The following is a 17,988-nucleotide window of genomic DNA, read 5'->3' on the forward strand; positions in this document are numbered from 1 at the left end:
CATGGTGGACTATCAGGGTAAAAAAGTCGTCATTATCGGGTTGGGTCTGACTGGGCTCTCCTGTGTTGATTTCTTTCTCGCGCGCGATGTCGTACCGCGCGTGGTGGATACCCGTATCAGTCCGCCAGGTCTGGATAAGCTGCCGGAGCAGGTGGAACGACATCTCGGTAGCCTGAATGAAGACTGGCTGATGAGCGCAGATTTGATCGTCGCCAGTCCTGGTGTTGCCTTGGCGACGCCGATTCTGTGTGACGCCGCTGATGCTGGCATCGAGATTGTTGGTGATATCGAGCTGTTCTGTCGTGAAGCGCAGGCACCGATTGTGGCGATTACCGGCTCTAACGGTAAAAGTACGGTGACGACGCTGGTCGGCGAAATGGCGCGTGCCGCAGGCTGGCAGGTGGGTGTGGGGGGCAACATCGGTCTACCTGCACTGCAACTGCTTGAACAGCCTGCTCAGCTGTATGTGTTGGAGCTGTCGAGTTTCCAATTGGAAACGACGAGTAGCCTGCACGCTGCTGCCGCAACCATTCTGAACGTGACGGAAGATCACACCAACCGTTACCCGTTTGGTCTACAGCAGTACCGGGCGGCGAAATTGCGTATTTATGAACACGCGGATTTGTGTGTTGTGAATGCTGATGATGCGCTGACCATGCCGGTTCGCGGTGCGGATGCACGCTGTCGCAGTTTTGGCGTCGATGTCGGCGATTATCACCTTAACCGTCAGCAGGGAGAAACCTGGCTGCGGGTTGACGGTGAACGTGTGCTCAATACCCGTGAAATCAAGCTGGTCGGGCAGCACAATTATACGAATGCATTGGCAGCGCTGGCGTTGGCTGATGCAGTGAAGATTCCACGTGCGTCTGCGTTGACGGCGTTGACGTCATTTACCGGACTGCCTCATCGCTTTCAAATGGCTTTCGAGCGTAATGGCGTGCGGTGGATCAATGATTCTAAAGCCACCAATGTGGGCAGCACCGAGGCCGCATTGAGCGGTTTGGCGGTAGAAGGCACGTTGCACCTGCTGTTAGGCGGTGACGGTAAATCTGCCGATTTCTCGCCGCTGGTGCCGTATTTGCAGGGCGAGCACATTCATTTGTACTGCTTCGGTCAGGATGGGCAACAGCTGGCTGCGCTGCGCCCGGAAATTGCCGAGCAGACAGAAACGATGGAACAGGCAATGCGTATCATCGCCGAACGCGTTAAGCCGGGCGATATGGTGCTGTTGTCGCCAGCCTGCGCAAGTCTGGATCAGTTCCGCAGTTTTGAACAGCGAGGCGATGAATTCGCTCGTCTGGCGGAGGAGTTAGGCTGATGCGGTTCTTCGGGCTGGCGTTTATCGAGCGCATCAAGAGCTGGGTTATGGGAACGCGCGAAAGCGATACGCTCAGCGTTGTCCTGTACGACAGGACGCTGGTGTGGTTGACGCTTGGGCTGGCCGTGATTGGTTTTGTGATGGTGACGTCAGCTTCTATGCCTGTTGGACAGCGTCTTGCCAGCGACCCGTTCCTGTTCGCGAAACGTGATGCGATTTATATCGGGTTGGCATTTGGCTTGTCGTTAATCACGCTGCGTGTGCCGATGGAGATATGGCAACGTTACAGCCCGGTACTGCTACTGCTCGCCATGGTTATGTTGCTGGTGGTGCTCGCGGTGGGAAGCTCGGTCAACGGTGCGTCACGCTGGATTTCGCTGGGGCCATTGCGTATTCAGCCTGCGGAATTATCCAAGCTGGCGCTGTTTTGCTACCTGTCCAGCTACATGGTGCGCAAAGTTGAAGAAGTGAGAAATAACTTCTGGGGCTTTTGCAAACCAATGGGCGTGATGGTGGTGTTGGCGGTGCTGCTGCTGGCACAGCCGGACCTCGGCACCGTAGTTGTACTGTTTATTACGACGCTGGCGATGCTGTTTCTGGCTGGCGCCAAGATGTGGCAGTTTCTGGCGATCATCGGCTGTGGCGTGTTTGCCGTTGGCCTGCTGATTATCGCTGAGCCTTACCGTATGCGCCGTGTGACGTCTTTCTGGAATCCATGGGACGATCCGTTTGGCAGCGGCTACCAGTTAACGCAGTCCCTGATGGCATTTGGGCGCGGTGAATTCTGGGGGCAAGGGCTGGGGAATTCAGTACAGAAACTGGAATATTTGCCGGAAGCACATACCGATTTCATTTTCTCTATTTTAGGTGAGGAACTCGGCTATATCGGTGTGGTTTTAGCGTTGTTAATGATATTCTTCGTCGCTTTTCGCGCGATGTCTATCGGGAAGCGGGCGCTGGAGATCGATCAGCGTTTTTCGGGCTTTCTGGCGTGTTCCATCGGTATCTGGTTCAGCTTTCAGACGCTGGTGAACGTAGGCGCGGCGGCGGGGATGCTACCGACAAAAGGGCTGACGTTGCCGCTGATCAGTTACGGCGGTTCGAGTTTGCTGATTATGTCGACGGCGATAGTGTTGCTGTTACGCATTGATTTTGAAACGCGTCTGACGAAAGCGCAGGCGTTTACGAGAGGTGCCCGATGAGTGGCGAAGGCAAGCGTTTGATGGTGATGGCTGGCGGTACGGGCGGGCATGTCTTTCCCGGGCTGGCGGTTGCGCACCACCTGATGGCGCAGGGCTGGCAGGTTCGCTGGTTAGGTACGGCGGATCGTATGGAAGCCGATTTGGTGCCTAAGCATGGTATCGAAATTGATTTTATCCGCATTTCTGGCTTGCGTGGTAAAGGCATTCGGGCGCAGTTAAGCGCGCCGATTCGTATTTTTCAGGCAGTGCGTCAGGCTCGCGCGATTATGCGCCGTTACCAGCCTGATGTGGTGCTGGGGATGGGTGGTTATGTTTCCGGTCCCGGTGGTTTGGCTGCCTGGCTGTGCGGCATTCCGGTTGTCCTACATGAGCAGAACGGTATTGCAGGGCTAACCAATCGCTGGTTATCCCATATCGCCAAAAAGGTATTGCAGGCATTCCCGGGTGCGTTTCCTAAAGCTGATGTTGTGGGGAACCCGGTCAGAACCGATGTGCTGGCATTGCCTGCGCCGGAAGCACGATTAGCCGATCGCTCAGGCCCTGTGAGGGTGCTGGTTGTTGGTGGTAGTCAGGGCGCAAGAGTGCTGAATCAAACGCTACCCGGCGTGGCAGCACAGTTGGGCGATCGCGTGACGATTTGGCATCAGGTTGGCAAAGGGGCGTTATCAACCGTTCAACAGGCCTATCAGGATGTTGGGCAGACGCAGCACAAGATTACCGAATTTATTGATGACATGGCGGCAGCTTACGCCTGGGCTGATGTGGTGGTGTGCCGTTCCGGCGCATTGACCGTCAGTGAAATTGCAGCGGCTGGGTTACCGGCGCTGTTTGTCCCGTTCCAGCATAAAGATCGGCAGCAGTACTGGAATGCGCTGCCGTTGGAAAAGGCAGGCGCGGCAAAAATTATTGAGCAGCCACAGTTCAGCGTGGCGGCTGTTAGCGAGGTGCTATCCGTTTGGGATCGCGCAACCTTGCTGACAATGGCACAAAAAGCCCGCGCAGTGGCCATTCCAGATGCAACCGACCGGGTTGCGGCGGAAGTCAGTGCAGCGGCAGGCAGTCGGGCCACACATGTGGCTCATGGTTAATTAATACAACGTTGTCGGACATAAGGCTGTGCGACGACGCTACAAGGTAGCGATAGAATAAAGTGAATACTCAACAACTGGCGAAACTACGTTCAATCGTGCCCGAGATGCATCGCGTCCGGCACATACACTTTGTCGGCATCGGCGGTGCTGGCATGGGTGGTATCGCCGAAGTGTTGGCCAACGAAGGTTATGAAATTAGCGGTTCCGATCTAGCTCCAAATGCGGTGACGCAGCAGTTGACTGAACTTGGCGCGCAGATTTACTTCCACCACCGTGCGGAGAACGTTCTGAACGCCAGCGTGGTGGTGGTGTCGAGTGCGATTACTGCGGATAACCCTGAGATTGTCGCCGCGCATGACGCACGTATTCCGGTGATCCGTCGTGCCGAGATGTTGGCGGAACTGATGCGTTTTCGTCACGGTATTGCGATCGCAGGTACGCACGGCAAGACGACGACGACGGCGATGGTCTCCAGTATTTACGCGGAAGCGGGACTGGATCCGACGTTTGTGAACGGTGGATTGGTGAAGGCAGCGGGAACGCATGCGCGTTTGGGCTCAAGCCGTTACCTGATTGCGGAAGCGGATGAAAGCGATGCGTCTTTCCTGCATTTGCAGCCGATGGTAGCGATTGTGACCAATATCGAAGCTGACCATATGGACACGTATCAGGGTGATTTTGAGAACCTGAAGCAGACGTTCATCAATTTCCTGCACAACCTGCCGTTTTATGGGCAAGCGGTGATGTGTATTGATGATGCGGTAATCCGTGAACTGCTGCCGCGCGTGGGTCGGCATATCACCACGTATGGCTTTAGCGACGATGCTGATGTGCGTATTTCAGGGTATCACCAGACTGGTGCGCAAGGGCATTTTACGCTGGAGCGGAAAGATAAACCGCTGCTTACTGTCACGCTGAATGCACCGGGGCGTCACAATGCGCTCAACGCAGCAGCAGCGGTTGCTGTGGCGACCGATGAAGGGATTGATGACGAGGCGATTCTACGCGCGCTTGAGCGTTTTCAGGGCACCGGTCGTCGCTTTGATTTTCTCGGTGAATATCCGCTTGAGCTGGTGAATGGTCAAAGCGGTACGGCGATGTTGGTGGATGATTACGGCCACCATCCGACGGAAGTCGATGCCACGATTAAAGCCGCCCGCGCCGGGTGGCCAGATAAGCGGTTGGTCATGATTTTTCAGCCGCATCGCTATACGCGAACCCGCGATTTGTATGACGATTTCGCACATGTGCTATCGCAGGTTGACGTGCTGCTGATGCTGGATGTGTATTCCGCTGGAGAGTCGCCGATTCCGGGCGCGGACAGCCGTTCGCTGTGCCGTACGATTCGCGGAAGAGGTAAGATTGATCCGATTCTGGTGACGGATGTGGATACTTTACCGGAACTGTTGTCACAGGCGCTGCGAGGTGAAGACCTGATTTTGGTTCAGGGCGCCGGCAACATCGGTAAACTGGCGCGTAAACTGGCTGATTCCAGATTACAGCCACAGATGAGTGAATGAGGAACATCATGACTGAGAAAGTTGCTGTATTGCTTGGTGGAACCTCTGCCGAACGTGAAGTGTCGTTACTTTCCGGTCAGGCGGTTTTGGCTGGCCTGAAAGAAGCGGGCATCAACGCGCATGCGGTTGATACCCGTGACGTCTCTGTGACGACGTTAAAGGAAGAAGGCTTTACCAAGATTTTCATCGCCTTACATGGTCGTGGTGGTGAAGATGGTACATTGCAGGGCGTTCTGGAGTTCCTGGGGCTGCCTTATACCGGTAGCGGCGTCATGGCATCTGCACTGACGATGGATAAACTCCGCACCAAACAGGTGTGGCAAGCCGTGGGATTACCGGTGTCGCCATACGTGGCGCTGGATCGTCGCCAATATTCAGAAACGGCGGCAAACGCGCTGCTGGCGAAATTCACCCATCTCGGGCTGCCGCTGATCGTCAAGCCAAGCCGTGAAGGTTCCAGCGTGGGGATGAGCAAAGTGAATACGCTGAGCGAACTGCCTGCTGCACTGGAAGAAGCATTCCGTCACGATGACGATATTCTGATCGAGAAGTGGCTGAGCGGCCCAGAGTATACGGTGGCTATCCTGGGTGATGACGTGTTGCCTTCTATTCGTATTCAGCCTGCGGGTACGTTTTACGATTATGAAGCGAAGTATTTATCGGATGATACGCAGTATTTCTGTCCGAGTGGTTTGCCGGACGAGCAAGAGCAGGCGCTAGCTGGACTGGCGATGGCGGCTTATCGTGCGGTGGGCTGTAGCGGATGGGGACGCGTCGATTTTATGCTGGATAGCGACGGTGCCTTCTATCTGCTTGAAGTGAATACGTCTCCGGGGATGACGAGCCACAGTCTGGTTCCTATGGCAGCGCGCCAACGTGGGCTGACTTTCTCGCAACTGGTCGTGAAAATTTTAGAGCTCGCTGGCTGATATGTCGCAGGCAGCGCTGAATACACGCGGACGAGAGCCTGAAACCAAAGGAACACGTCGCAGTAATGGAGGCCAATTGGCAGGGATGATTTTCCTGCTGATGGTGATAGGGACGATCGTCTGGGGAAGCTGGATGGTTGTGGGGTGGATGAAAGATGCCAGCCGCTTACCGCTCTCCCGCATGGCAGTGACAGGGGAAAGACAGTACACCACCAACGACGATATCCGTCAGGCTATTTTGTCGTTGGGGTCGCCGGGAACGTTCATGACACAGGATGTGAACGTGATCCAGCAGCAGATCGAGCGTCTGTCGTGGATAAAACAGGCTAGCGTGCGCAAGCAGTGGCCGGACGAATTAAAGATTCATCTGGTTGAATATGTTCCGGTGGCGCGTTGGAATGATCAGCTAATGGTTGATGCAGAAGGAAATTCGTTCAGTGTACCCGCCGAACGTATTGGCAATCGCAAGATGCCGCTGCTGTATGGCCCGGAAGGCAGTGAAGCAGAAGTGCTGGAAGGCTATCGCACAATGAATCAGACGCTGGCCGCCGGGAAGTTTACGTTAAAAATGGTGGCGATGAGTGCGCGGCATTCGTGGCAACTAGGATTAGACGATGATACTCGCCTCGAATTGGGGCGGGACGACAGGGCTAAACGTCTGCAACGCTTTATCGAGCTGTATCCGCTGTTGCAGCGGCAGGCTCAGAGCGAAAACAAACGTATCAGCCATGTGGATTTGCGGTATGACAGCGGGGCCGCGATAGGTTGGGCTCCAGCTTTGCTTGATCAGCAACAGGGTGATCAACAACAACACGGTGATCGGCAACGAGTTGGTCAGCACTAAGACATTGATCAGCAACAGAACAGTAACCAGAAACAGGCACAGGCTAAACAACAATGATCAAGTCGACGGACAGAAAACTGGTAGTTGGGCTGGAAATCGGTACAGCAAAAGTGGCTGCGCTGGTAGGGGAAGTTCTGCCCGATGGCATGGTCAACATTATTGGCGTAGGCAGTTGCCCGTCACGCGGTATGGATAAAGGCGGTGTAAACGATCTGGAATCGGTCGTTAAATGTGTTCAGCGCGCTATTGATCAGGCTGAGTTGATGGCAGACTGCCAGATCTCTTCCGTGTACCTGGCGCTCTCGGGAAAACACATCAGCTGCCAGAATGAAATAGGGATGGTGCCTATTTCAGAAGAAGAGGTTACGCAGGACGACGTGGAAAGCGTGGTGCATACCGCTAAATCCGTGCGCGTGCGTGATGAACATCGTGTTCTCCATGTGATTCCACAGGAGTACGCGATCGATTATCAGGAAGGGATTAAAAACCCGGTTGGCTTATCCGGCGTGCGCATGCAGGCGAAAGTCCACCTGATAACCTGCCATAACGATATGGCGAAGAATATTGTTAAAGCCGTTGAACGCTGCGGCTTAAAGGTTGACCAGCTGATTTTTGCGGGACTGGCTTCCAGTTATGCGGTTCTGACAGAAGATGAACGTGAGCTGGGCGTGTGTGTCGTTGATATTGGCGGCGGTACAATGGATATCGCGGTCTATACCGGTGGCGCATTGCGACACACTAAAGTGATTCCGTATGCGGGCAATGTGGTTACCAGCGATATTGCTTACGCATTTGGTACGCCGCCGACGGATGCCGAAGCGATCAAGGTGCGTCACGGTTGTGCATTAGGCGCGATCGTCGGCAAAGATGAGAATGTGGAAGTCCCGAGCGTTGGAGGACGTCCACCTCGCAGTCTGCAAAGACAGACATTGGCGGAAGTGATTGAACCACGTTACACCGAGCTGTTGAACTTGGTGAACGATGAACTTTTACAGTTGCAGGAGCAGTTGCGTCAACAAGGCGTGAAACACCATCTGGCAGCAGGGATTGTGCTGACGGGCGGTGCCGCGCAAATAGACGGTCTGGCGGCCTGTGCGCAGCGTGTGTTCCATACACAGGTGCGTATTGGACAACCAATGAATATAACAGGGCTGACGGATTACGCCCAAGAGCCTTATTACTCAACGGCGGTTGGGTTGCTGCATTACGGAAAAGAATCTCATCTGGGTGGTGAGCATGAAGTCGAAAAACGTGCCTCAGTGAGCAACTGGTTCAAGAGAATCAACAGCTGGTTGAGGAAAGAATTTTAATTTTATCAAAGAGATCACCTGGCACAGTTTTATGATCTCGCAGTTACAGGCACAAACGGAGAGAAATTATGTTTGAACCAATGGAATTAACCAACGACGCGGTGATTAAAGTCATCGGCGTCGGTGGTGGCGGTGGTAATGCCGTCGAACACATGGTGCGTGAGCGCATCGAAGGCGTCGAATTCTTCGCGGTCAACACGGATGCGCAGGCATTACGCAAAACGGCTGTTGGCCAGACGATTCAGATCGGCAGTGGCATCACGAAAGGTCTGGGCGCTGGCGCTAACCCTGAAGTCGGACGTAATTCGGCTGAAGAAGATCGTGAAGCACTGCGTTCAGCACTGGAAGGTGCGGACATGGTGTTTATCGCCGCAGGTATGGGCGGTGGTACAGGTACAGGCGCTGCGCCGGTTGTTGCCGAAGTTGCAAAAGACCTGGGCATTCTGACCGTCGCTGTGGTGACCAAGCCTTTCAACTTTGAAGGCAAAAAGCGTATGGCGTTTGCAGAGCAGGGTATCGCTGAACTGTCTAAGCACGTCGACTCGCTGATCACTATTCCAAACGACAAGCTGCTGAAAGTGCTGGGACGCGGTATCTCCCTGCTGGATGCATTTGGCGCGGCAAACGATGTACTGAAAGGCGCGGTGCAAGGTATTGCCGAGCTGATCACGCGTCCAGGCCTGATGAACGTCGACTTTGCAGACGTGCGTACCGTGATGTCCGAAATGGGTTATGCCATGATGGGTTCCGGTGTTGCGCGTGGTGAAGACCGTGCAGAAGAAGCGGCTGAAATGGCGATCTCCAGCCCGCTGTTGGAAGATATCGATCTGTCCGGCGCACGTGGCGTGTTGGTCAACATCACGGCGGGCTTTGATCTGCGTCTGGATGAGTTCGAGACGGTTGGTAACACCATCCGTGCATTCGCGTCCGATAATGCGACAGTCGTAATCGGTACGTCGCTTGACCCGGAAATGAATGATGAACTGCGTGTCACGGTTGTTGCGACGGGTATCGGCATGGACAAGCGTCCTGAGATTACTCTGGTGACGAACAAGCAGGCCAGTCAGCCTGTGATGGATCATCGTTATCAGCAACACGGTATGACGCCACTGGCGCAGGAAAAACCGGCTGCCAAAGTGGTTAACGACCAGAATCCGCAGACGAATAAAGAGCCAGATTATCTGGATATCCCGGCGTTTCTGCGTAAGCAGGCAGACTAATTTGCTGCCAGATAACGTTGGAATCTCCGCTCTTTGTGCTAAACTGTGCCGCCGAGCCTGGTGTATACTAGGTCGGTAGGTTCAGTAACATGCGAGATAAAATGATGATCAAACAACGTACATTAAAACGTATTGTTCAGGCGACTGGTGTCGGGTTACATACCGGCAAGAAGGTCACGTTGACCATGCGTCCTGCACCGGCAAATACCGGGGTCATCTATCGCCGCACAGACTTGAATCCCCCGGTTGATTTTCCGGCTGATGCAAAATCCGTGCGTGATACCATGCTCTGTACTTGCCTGGTTAATGAGCATGACGTCCGTATTTCTACGGTGGAGCATCTTAACGCTGCGCTTGCAGGGTTGGGCATTGACAATATTGTCATTGATGTTGACGCGCCAGAAATTCCAATTATGGATGGCAGCGCCAGCCCGTTCGTTTACCTGCTGTTAGATGCTGGTATCGAAGAGCTGAATTGTGCCAAGAAATTCGTACGTATCAAACAGCCTGTTCGCGTTGAAGATGGCGACAAGTGGGCCGAGATGAAACCGTTTAACGGCTTCAGCCTGGATTTCACTATCGACTTCAACCACCCGGCGATTGATGCGGGCAACCAGCGCTATCGTTTGGATTTCTCCGCTGATGCGTTTGTTCGCCAGATCAGCCGTGCGCGTACATTCGGCTTCATGCGCGATATCGAATACTTGCAGTCTCGTGGGTTGTGCCTGGGCGGCAGTATGGATTGTGCCATCGTCGTTGACGATTACCGCGTACTGAACGAAGACGGTCTGCGTTTTGAAGATGAGTTTGTCCGCCATAAAATGCTGGATGCCATCGGTGACCTGTTTATGTGTGGGCACAACATCATCGGTGCGTTCTCTGCGTTTAAATCTGGACACGCACTGAATAACAAATTGTTGCAGGCTGTGCTGGCAAATCAGGAAGCGTGGGAATACGTGACCTTTGAAGACGAAGCTGAGATGCCGTTGGCATTTAAAGCACCGTCTATCGTGCTGGCGTAACGCTTGAACTTGAAGTAATCATTTCTTATTACGACTGGTTTTATTGGTACTCTCTCCGGCCAATGAAGCCAGTCGTTCTAATATCTTTCTGAGTTTTTCCGGGCTGTTGCCTGCTAATGTCCTCAATGTTTCCGCACTTTGTTCACTCAACTGACGCAACGGTTTGTCATCGGTATTTTCCGTCGGCGTAATGTCATTATTTTTCACAATTTCATGCCCTTTTGCGGCAAGCGTTGGATTAATCCTGATGTCGATTGAAGCCAATGATGGTAGTATTTGTGCGCGTAATGCAGAGAGCAGCGCAGGTTGTTCGTAACGTAACCGCATCAGCCAACTGGCGTTGGCGGTTTCCAGTATCAGTAAACCTTGCCGGTAATTAGCGACGCGGCACCATGGGTGCAACGGTGCAGGCAGTAACCCGCGTACGGCACGGTTGAGTTTTAATAAGGCGATAGCGCGTTGTTGCACATCTTGTAGCGGGCCTTTACCCGACATAGATGCGCTATCAAACAGAAATTCCAGTGATTGTGGGCGGCTATCACGCATAGACCTGGCTCCGGTGGATGTTACTCGTGATTGGTATTCTAAATCGTTGGCGACAATTTGGCAGACGTTATTTCTGGCCGCATCTCTTATTAGGGATGGTCGCGGCGAGTCTTGGCCTGCCGACAAGCCTGAACGACTCACAGGATATCGCCTCACTCCCTAATTCAAGCTCCAGCGTGAGTCGCCAGAATCACGTCTCGCTGAACCTTACCGATCTGGTCGCGCTGAAGGAAGCGCATCGGCGCTCGTCCTACAGCGTTGATTATTGGCATCAGCATGCGATTCGCACGGTAATCCGTCATCTTTCTTTTGCGTTGACGACGCCACAGACGGCCAGTGCCGAGCAGGTTGACGATCTTCAACCTCATTCTTTGGTTTTGCTGGATACGCTAAATGCGTTGTTGACGCAGGATTCCCAGTATCCCTTTGTGATCTCCCCTCATGCTGGGCATGTCACTTTTTATCCTCAGGCACACCATCAAATCGGCGTCTGGCTTGCCCAAATCCGCGGCATCCGCGCAGGGCCCTCTCTTTTCAGCTGAACGTGTAGTGGATAATTAGCTGAAGAAATTTCTCTCGTTTTTTGCTGAGTTTCTCAGTTTTTCGATGTTGTGTTGCCACTGGATCCGTGGCACTTGTGAGATTAAAACTATTATGGTCATGAATATCCTAACCAAAATTTTTGGTAGCCGTAACGATCGTACGCTGCGTCGTATGCGTAAAAATGTTGATGTCATCGGTCGTTTAGAGCCAGAAATGGAAAAACTTTCAGATGAGGAACTGCAAGCGAAAACGCAGGAGTTCCGTGCCCGTCTGGAAAAAGGTGAGTCGCTGGAGAACCTGCTGCCGGAAGCCTTCGCGGTAGTCCGCGAATCCAGTAAGCGTGTCTTTGGCATGCGTCACTTCGATGTGCAGCTTATCGGCGGTATGGTATTGAACGAGCGTTGCATCGCGGAGATGCGTACCGGTGAAGGTAAAACGCTGACGGCAACGCTGCCTGCGTACCTGAATGCGCTGACTGGTCGTGGCGTACACGTAGTTACCGTGAACGATTATCTGGCACAGCGTGATGCCGAAAATAACCGTCCGTTGTTTGAATTCCTTGGCCTGAGCGTTGGGATCAACCTGCCGGGAATGCCTGCTCCAGCGAAGCGTGAAGCCTATGCGGCAGATATCACTTACGGTACCAATAACGAATACGGTTTCGACTACCTGCGTGACAACATGGCGTTCAGCCCGGAAGAGCGCGTGCAGCGTAAATTATACTATGCGCTGGTGGATGAGGTTGACTCCATCCTGATCGATGAAGCGCGTACGCCGCTGATCATTTCCGGCCCGGCTGAAGACAGCTCTGAGCTTTATATCAGCGTCAATAAAATCATCCCTCACCTGATCCGTCAGGAGAAAGAAGATTCGGATACCTTCCACGGTGAAGGACACTTCTCTGTTGATGAGAAAGCGCGTCAGGTTAACCTCACCGAGCGTGGTCTGGTTCTGGTAGAAGAACTGCTGGTGAAAGAAGGCATTATGGAAGAGGGCGAGTCGCTGTACTCTCCGACCAACATTATGCTGATGCACCATGTGACCGCTGCGCTGCGTGCGCACGTATTGTTTACCCGCGATGTCGATTACATTGTGAAAGACGGTGAAGTTATCATCGTCGACGAACACACTGGCCGTACTATGCAGGGGCGTCGCTGGTCTGATGGTCTGCATCAGGCTGTGGAAGCGAAAGAGAAGGTGACCATTCAGAATGAAAACCAGACATTGGCTTCCATTACCTTCCAGAATTACTTCCGCCTGTATGAAAAACTGGCAGGTATGACCGGTACGGCGGATACCGAAGCGTTCGAATTCAGCTCCATCTATAAGCTGGATACGATTGTGGTGCCGACTAACCGTCCGATGATTCGTAAAGACTTGCCTGACCTGGTCTACATGACCGAGCAGGAAAAAATTGATGCCATCATTGAAGATATCAAAGACCGCTCTGTAAAAGGCCAGCCTATTCTGGTCGGTACGATCTCTATTGAGAAATCAGAAGTGGTTTCTCAGGCGCTGGAAAAGGCGGGCATCAAACACAATGTGTTGAATGCGAAATTCCACGCCATGGAAGCGGACATTGTTGCACAGGCGGGTCAGTCTGGTGCGGTCACCATCGCGACCAACATGGCCGGTCGTGGTACGGACATCGTATTGGGTGGTAGCTGGCAGGCCGAAGTCGCACATCTGGAAAACCCAGATGACGCGCAAATTGCAGAAATCAAAGCAGCCTGGAAAGTACGCCATGATGCGGTGCTGGCTGCGGGTGGCTTGCACATTATCGGTACAGAACGTCATGAATCTCGCCGTATCGATAACCAGCTGCGTGGTCGTTCCGGTCGTCAGGGGGATGCGGGTTCATCACGTTTCTATCTGTCGATGGAGGATGCGCTGATGCGTATTTTTGCCTCCGATCGCGTTTCTAATATGATGCGTAAACTGGGTATGAAACCGGGCGAAGCGATTGAGCACCCGTGGGTCACCAAGGCGATTGCTAACGCACAGCGTAAAGTGGAAAGCCGTAACTTTGATATTCGTAAACAGCTGCTGGAATACGATGATGTGGCGAACGACCAACGTCGTGCGATCTACACACAGCGTAACGAACTGCTGGATGTGTCCGATATCAGTGAAACCATCACCAGTATTCGTGAAGATGTGTTTAAAGCGACTATCGACAGCTATATTCCACCGGAATCTCTGGAAGAAATGTGGGATACGGAAGGTCTGGAACAGCGCCTGAAGAACGACTTCGATCTGGATATGCCGATCAAGGCGTGGCTGGATAAAGAGCCTGAGTTGCACGAAGAAACACTGCGTGAGCGTATTTTCCAGCAGGCGCTTGAGGTTTATCATCGCAAAGAAGAAGTGGTTGGCGCTGAAGTCATGCGCAACTTCGAGAAAGGCGTGATGTTGCAGACGCTGGATTCCTTGTGGAAAGAGCACCTGGCGGCAATGGATTATCTGCGTCAGGGCATCCATCTGCGTGGCTATGCACAGAAAGATCCGAAACAAGAATATAAGCGTGAGTCGTTCTCTATGTTTGCCGCGATGCTGGAATCACTGAAATATGAAGTGATCAGTACACTGAGCAAAGTTCAGGTGAGAATGCCGGAAGAAATTGAAGCGCTGGAGCAGCAACGCCGCGAAGAAGCTGAGCGTTTGGCACAGCAGCAACAGTTTAGCCATCAGGAAGAAGATAGCCTGAACACCGGTTCACCGGCGCAGGCAGACCGTAAAATTGGACGTAACGACCCTTGCCCATGTGGTTCAGGCAAGAAATATAAGCAGTGCCACGGTCGCTTGCAGAAATAATTGACTGCTGATCCAGTAGTTAATATGTGATAAGTACAAGGGCGGTCATTGACCGCCTTTTACTTGATAAGAATCTGATAGGAAGTGTCATGACGCAAAAACAGTTATCCGTCGCGGTCGGCATCATCCGCAATGCGGAGCAGCAATATTTCATTGCTCGCCGCCCTGATGGCGTTCATATGGCAGGGATGTGGGAATTTCCCGGCGGTAAAGTTGAAGAAGGTGAAACGCCAGAGCAGGCGCTGATTCGTGAACTGCGTGAAGAAACGGGCATCGAAGCCAGCGCACCACAGCCGCTAAACGACAAAACGTTTTCTACGTCGGAGAGAATTATCACGCTTCATTTCTTTCTGGTTGAAACGTGGCAGGGGGAACCCTATGGTCGGGAAGGTCAGGAATCTCGCTGGGTGGGCGTAGAAGAATTACGTGAGGAAGAGTTTCCGCCAGCGAATGCGGAGATGATCCGCTGGCTGAAATCGCTTTAATCTGGCTTTACTTTTTCCTGTCTGAAAGCCCCTGTCTTAAAAACTATCGTGGCGAAGCGTGGCCGTTAGCGCGTTTCGCTCCAGTCTTCACTATCAGAAACCATATCATCACTTGGAATACGCTTTTCTTCATCAGCCCATTCCCCTAAATCGATGAGCTGACAACGTTTGCTGCAAAATGGGCGATAGATGCTGGTTTCATCCCAGATGACTGCCTGCTTGCAGGTTGGGCACTTTACCGTCGTAATTTCTACTGTCATAAAATTCTTTTCACTCCATTTGGTACTTAACACATATATGCTACTTAACGCATTTCTGTCTGGTCGGGGCTGAGTCTAGCAGCAGGCCAGTTCAAAGGTTAAACGCGGAGGAATGTGGCCGTTTTCGCTATCTAATGGCAGAAAACGGATGGCATAGCGTGTCTTATGGCCGGATATCTGCGGATAGAGCTGATGTATCTGCTCAAGGCGCAAACGTAGCAGATCAGCATCGGAGGCATTGTCCTGGAAAAAACCGTTCAGGCTGGTCTGCGGGCGGAACGTGCCAGAATGGCGGATCAGTTCCAGGATCATGTCCAAGGCTTGTTTGAGCGGAGATAAGGAGTTAAGCCAGCCGGAAACCAATTTCTCACGCAGTTCCTGAGGCTGGTGCAGCCAGCTATGCAAAGTGGGCAGATCGAAACTACAGCACCCGCCGGGAATACCAAGCCGCTGGCGTACCATGCCAATCAGGCGATCTTCCCGTAAGAACTGCCCCATTCGTGGTGCGGCCATCAACGTACTGGCCAGATCTTTCAACTGACGTCTCAACGTATGGATGCGCTCCATGTCAACGCCCGGTACATCACTCCATTGCAGCAGTTTTTGCTGTTGCCGTTCCAGTTCTTTCAGCAGCTCGGTACGGACATCTCCACGTTCCAGCACATCGAGCAGTTCGGCGATAGCACGAAAAAATGTTAGAGCGCCTCCCATATCGGTCAGGGAGTGGTTTTGATGTAACTGCTGCAATAATGATTCGATACGCAACCAGGTACGTGTTTTTTCGTTCAGCGGGTATTCGAATAAAATCGTTGAGGGGGCGTCACTCATTCTTAGTCATCCTGTCGGCTGCGGAGGCGGCAAGCTCCAGGTACTGGCGGTGTAATTCCGCAACCTGTGGAGCCAGCTCGTTTGGGCAGCGACTGTTATCAATAATATCATCGGCATAAGCCAGGCGCTGTTCTCGGGTAGCCTGTGCTGCCAGTATGTTTTCTGCTTGTTGCTGGCTGATGCCATCGCGGGCCAGCGTACGTGCAAGCTGTGTTTCTTTGTCTACATCAACGACCAGAATACGCTGTGCCCGCTGTTGTAAACCGTTCTCCACCAGTAAAGGGACGACCCACAGAATGTACGGTGCGGATGCAGCCTGAAACTGGGCCTGTGTTTCTTGGTGGATCAACGGATGGAGTAAATTATTCAGCCACTGTTTCTCCTCTGGTGAGGAGAAAATCCGCTGGCGTAGTGCGGCACGATTCAATGAACCATCAGTATTGAGCATAGCGTCGCCAAACCGGAGCCTAATGGCATCCAGTGCGGGTTCCCCAGGCTCGACTACCTGACGCGCGATGATATCCGCATCAACGATAGTGGCCCCTAATTTGGCAAATTCATCAGCTACGGTGCTTTTTCCGCTGCCGATACCGCCCGTTAAGGCTACGATGTATGTCATTGCACCCGTGTTGAAAAGTTAACATTTCTACTATTTTCAAGGGTGAGGAATATCTTCCCGTCCCCCTGAAGTCAATCAGTTATCAACCGCAGTGTGCTTCACGTTATCACTTTGCTGGGTGATAGGTAAATTTCTCTGATTTTATCCCAAATAAAGTGAAAATCGCAGTCTTGCCGCAGGATTATTCCTGCGTATGATAACGTCACTGGTAAAGGGCATTATTTTTTCAGAAATGATTATGCTCAGTAACGATACTGAGTATGCCGCCGTCATTAACCAGGAACTCGAACCTCATGCGTATTGAAGAAGATTTAAAGTTAGGCTTTAAAGACGTTCTCATCCGGCCAAAGCGTTCGACGCTGAAAAGCCGCTCCGACGTTGAACTGGAACGTCAATTCACCTTCCTCCATGCCGGCGGCAACTGGTCCGGCGTACCGATTATCGCAGCCAATATGGATACCGTGGGTACGTTTAGTATGGCGGAAGTCCTGGCCTCTTTTGATGTTCTGACGGCTGTGCATAAACACTACTCTGTCGAACAATGGTCTCAGTTTGTGCAACGCACACCGGCATCAGTATTGCGCCATGTCATGGTCTCGACCGGGACATCTGAGGCTGATTTCATCAAGTTAAAGCAAATCTTGGCGCTGTCGCCTGAGCTGAAATTTATCTGTATCGATGTCGCCAATGGCTATTCCGAGCACTTTGTCACGTTCCTGCAAAAAGCACGCGAGGCCTGCCCGGATAAGGTTATCTGTGCAGGAAACGTTGTGACCGGCGAAATGGTTGAAGAACTGATTCTCTCCGGTGCGGACATCGTGAAAGTCGGCATTGGCCCCGGTTCTGTCTGCACAACACGCGTTAAAACGGGAGTTGGCTATCCTCAGCTTTCTGCGGTGATTGAATGTGCCGATGCAGCACATGGCCTCGGTGGGCAAATCGTGAGCGACGGCGGGTGCGCCATGCCGGGCGATGTTGCGAAAGCATTTGGCGGCGGAGCCGATTTTGTCATGCTGGGCGGTATGCTGGCAGGACATGACGAATGTGAAGGCACCATCGTGGAAGAAAACGGTGAGAAGATGATGCTGTTCTACGGCATGAGTTCCGCATCCGCGATGGAGCGTCATGTTGGCGGCGTGGCGGAATACCGTGCCGCAGAAGGAAAAACCGTGAAGTTGCCTCTGCGCGGTCCGGTAGACAATACCGTGCGCGATATTCTTGGTGGCCTGCGCTCGGCCTGTACCTATGTTGGTGCATCCCGTTTGAAAGAGCTGACAAAGCGTACAACGTTTATCCGCGTAGCCGAGCAGGAAAACCGTATTTTCAACGGGTAATTGCCGCCGTTATGCGCCGTCTTTCCGTCCGCTGTCAGCGGTGATGCATACGGCGTAGTTTGTCGCTGTTTGTATGTTGTATTGGTTTGTATGTTGTATTGGC

Annotated in this window: 17 protein-coding genes; 13 read left to right on the forward strand and 4 right to left on the reverse strand. The window is 52.7% G+C overall.

Annotation, left to right across the window (positions count from 1 at the left end; genetic code table 11):
- The first annotated feature begins 1 nt into the window (after position 1).
- The 9 genes from murD (at position 2) to lpxC (ending at position 10,456) form a co-directional block, all read left to right on the forward strand.
- Positions 2 to 1,318 (forward strand): UDP-N-acetylmuramoyl-L-alanine--D-glutamate ligase, encoded by a 1,317-nt coding sequence (murD, locus tag MYB54_RS03130; protein WP_014916651.1) that lies wholly within the window; start codon positions 2 to 4, stop codon positions 1,316 to 1,318.
- Positions 1,318 to 2,520, forward strand: coding sequence for a cell division protein FtsW (gene ftsW / locus MYB54_RS03135; RefSeq protein ID WP_039283451.1), 1,203 nt, complete (start codon positions 1,318 to 1,320; stop codon positions 2,518 to 2,520). Before murD ends, ftsW begins: the two co-directional genes overlap by 1 nt.
- Entirely contained in the window at positions 2,517 to 3,608 is a 1,092-nt protein-coding gene (murG, locus tag MYB54_RS03140) for an undecaprenyldiphospho-muramoylpentapeptide beta-N-acetylglucosaminyltransferase (protein ID WP_205591897.1), read from the forward strand. The genes ftsW and murG overlap by 4 nt, the downstream gene beginning before the upstream one ends.
- Positions 3,609 to 3,670: 62 nt before the next feature.
- Positions 3,671 to 5,131, forward strand: a complete 1,461-nt coding sequence (gene murC, locus MYB54_RS03145; protein ID WP_010681517.1) for a UDP-N-acetylmuramate--L-alanine ligase — start codon at positions 3,671 to 3,673, stop codon at positions 5,129 to 5,131.
- 8 nt (positions 5,132 to 5,139) lie between these two features.
- The gene (locus MYB54_RS03150; protein ID WP_039509897.1) at positions 5,140 to 6,060 is read left to right on the forward strand and encodes a D-alanine--D-alanine ligase; all 921 of its coding nucleotides are present in this window, start codon (positions 5,140 to 5,142) and stop codon (positions 6,058 to 6,060) included.
- A 1-nt stretch (position 6,061) separates the two neighbouring features.
- A complete protein-coding gene (ftsQ, locus tag MYB54_RS03155; protein WP_039278323.1) occupies positions 6,062 to 6,904 on the forward strand; it encodes a cell division protein FtsQ in 843 nt (280 codons plus the stop codon).
- Between the two features lie 53 nt (positions 6,905 to 6,957).
- Positions 6,958 to 8,214, forward strand: a complete 1,257-nt coding sequence (gene ftsA, locus MYB54_RS03160) for a cell division protein FtsA (protein WP_010298002.1) — start codon at positions 6,958 to 6,960, stop codon at positions 8,212 to 8,214.
- A 68-nt stretch (positions 8,215 to 8,282) separates the two neighbouring features.
- Positions 8,283 to 9,434, forward strand: coding sequence for a cell division protein FtsZ (gene ftsZ / locus MYB54_RS03165; RefSeq protein ID WP_005975217.1), 1,152 nt, complete (start codon positions 8,283 to 8,285; stop codon positions 9,432 to 9,434).
- Positions 9,435 to 9,538: 104 nt separating this feature from the next.
- Positions 9,539 to 10,456, forward strand: a complete 918-nt coding sequence (gene lpxC, locus MYB54_RS03170) for a UDP-3-O-acyl-N-acetylglucosamine deacetylase (RefSeq protein ID WP_039278868.1) — start codon at positions 9,539 to 9,541, stop codon at positions 10,454 to 10,456.
- An 18-nt stretch (positions 10,457 to 10,474) separates the two neighbouring features.
- Here lpxC and MYB54_RS03175 read toward each other — a convergent pair whose 3' ends face one another.
- A complete protein-coding gene (locus tag MYB54_RS03175; protein ID WP_010681513.1) occupies positions 10,475 to 11,002 on the reverse strand; it encodes a DUF721 domain-containing protein in 528 nt (175 codons plus the stop codon).
- A gap of 26 nt (positions 11,003 to 11,028) precedes the next feature.
- On the opposite strand from MYB54_RS03175, the gene secM reads away from it, so the two are divergent.
- The 3 genes from secM (at position 11,029) to mutT (ending at position 14,844) form a co-directional block, all read left to right on the forward strand.
- On the forward strand, positions 11,029 to 11,544 hold the full coding sequence (gene secM / locus MYB54_RS03180; protein WP_174435823.1) for a secA translation cis-regulator SecM: 516 nt from the start codon (positions 11,029 to 11,031) through the stop codon (positions 11,542 to 11,544).
- A gap of 112 nt (positions 11,545 to 11,656) precedes the next feature.
- Complete coding sequence (secA, locus tag MYB54_RS03185; protein WP_039465807.1) at positions 11,657 to 14,359, forward strand: preprotein translocase subunit SecA; 2,703 nt, start codon at positions 11,657 to 11,659, stop codon at positions 14,357 to 14,359.
- An 89-nt stretch (positions 14,360 to 14,448) separates the two neighbouring features.
- Positions 14,449 to 14,844: an 8-oxo-dGTP diphosphatase MutT gene (gene mutT, locus MYB54_RS03190; protein ID WP_039278334.1), complete on the forward strand. Its 396-nt coding sequence runs from the start codon at positions 14,449 to 14,451 to the stop codon at positions 14,842 to 14,844.
- A 65-nt stretch (positions 14,845 to 14,909) separates the two neighbouring features.
- Here the strand turns inward: mutT and yacG are convergent, their stop codons facing one another.
- The 3 genes from yacG to coaE form a co-directional block, all read right to left on the reverse strand.
- Positions 14,910 to 15,104: a DNA gyrase inhibitor YacG gene (gene yacG, locus MYB54_RS03195; protein ID WP_039465810.1), complete on the reverse strand. Its 195-nt coding sequence runs from the start codon at positions 15,102 to 15,104 to the stop codon at positions 14,910 to 14,912.
- 75 nt (positions 15,105 to 15,179) lie between these two features.
- Entirely contained in the window at positions 15,180 to 15,932 is a 753-nt protein-coding gene (zapD, locus tag MYB54_RS03200; protein WP_039509888.1) for a cell division protein ZapD, read from the reverse strand.
- Positions 15,925 to 16,551, reverse strand: a complete 627-nt coding sequence (gene coaE, locus MYB54_RS03205; RefSeq protein ID WP_014916643.1) for a dephospho-CoA kinase — start codon at positions 16,549 to 16,551, stop codon at positions 15,925 to 15,927. The genes zapD and coaE overlap by 8 nt, the downstream gene beginning before the upstream one ends.
- A gap of 293 nt (positions 16,552 to 16,844) precedes the next feature.
- On the opposite strand from coaE, the gene MYB54_RS03210 reads away from it, so the two are divergent.
- Positions 16,845 to 17,885, forward strand: a complete 1,041-nt coding sequence (locus MYB54_RS03210) for a GMP reductase (RefSeq protein WP_010681506.1) — start codon at positions 16,845 to 16,847, stop codon at positions 17,883 to 17,885.
- Positions 17,886 to 17,988 lie beyond the last annotated feature (103 nt).

Origin of the sequence: Pectobacterium nicotianae, from assembly GCF_023272715.1 — a bacterium.
GTDB classification, from domain to species: Bacteria; Pseudomonadota; Gammaproteobacteria; order Enterobacterales; family Enterobacteriaceae; genus Pectobacterium; species Pectobacterium brasiliense.

Coding starts and splice junctions, on each gene's coding strand:
- murD (WP_014916651.1), top strand. CDS start 2: ATGGTGGACTATCAGGGTAAAAAAGTCGTCATTATCGGGTTGGGTCTG.
- ftsW (WP_039283451.1), top strand. CDS start 1,318: ATGCGGTTCTTCGGGCTGGCGTTTATCGAGCGCATCAAGAGCTGGGTT.
- murG (WP_205591897.1), top strand. CDS start 2,517: ATGAGTGGCGAAGGCAAGCGTTTGATGGTGATGGCTGGCGGTACGGGC.
- MYB54_RS03150 (WP_039509897.1), top strand. CDS start 5,140: ATGACTGAGAAAGTTGCTGTATTGCTTGGTGGAACCTCTGCCGAACGT.
- ftsQ (WP_039278323.1), top strand. CDS start 6,062: ATGTCGCAGGCAGCGCTGAATACACGCGGACGAGAGCCTGAAACCAAA.
- ftsA (WP_010298002.1), top strand. CDS start 6,958: ATGATCAAGTCGACGGACAGAAAACTGGTAGTTGGGCTGGAAATCGGT.
- ftsZ (WP_005975217.1), top strand. CDS start 8,283: ATGTTTGAACCAATGGAATTAACCAACGACGCGGTGATTAAAGTCATC.
- lpxC (WP_039278868.1), top strand. CDS start 9,539: ATGATCAAACAACGTACATTAAAACGTATTGTTCAGGCGACTGGTGTC.
- MYB54_RS03175 (WP_010681513.1), bottom strand. CDS start 11,002: ATGCGTGATAGCCGCCCACAATCACTGGAATTTCTGTTTGATAGCGCA.
- secA (WP_039465807.1), top strand. CDS start 11,657: ATGGTCATGAATATCCTAACCAAAATTTTTGGTAGCCGTAACGATCGT.
- mutT (WP_039278334.1), top strand. CDS start 14,449: ATGACGCAAAAACAGTTATCCGTCGCGGTCGGCATCATCCGCAATGCG.
- yacG (WP_039465810.1), bottom strand. CDS start 15,104: ATGACAGTAGAAATTACGACGGTAAAGTGCCCAACCTGCAAGCAGGCA.
- zapD (WP_039509888.1), bottom strand. CDS start 15,932: ATGAGTGACGCCCCCTCAACGATTTTATTCGAATACCCGCTGAACGAA.
- coaE (WP_014916643.1), bottom strand. CDS start 16,551: ATGACATACATCGTAGCCTTAACGGGCGGTATCGGCAGCGGAAAAAGC.
- MYB54_RS03210 (WP_010681506.1), top strand. CDS start 16,845: ATGCGTATTGAAGAAGATTTAAAGTTAGGCTTTAAAGACGTTCTCATC.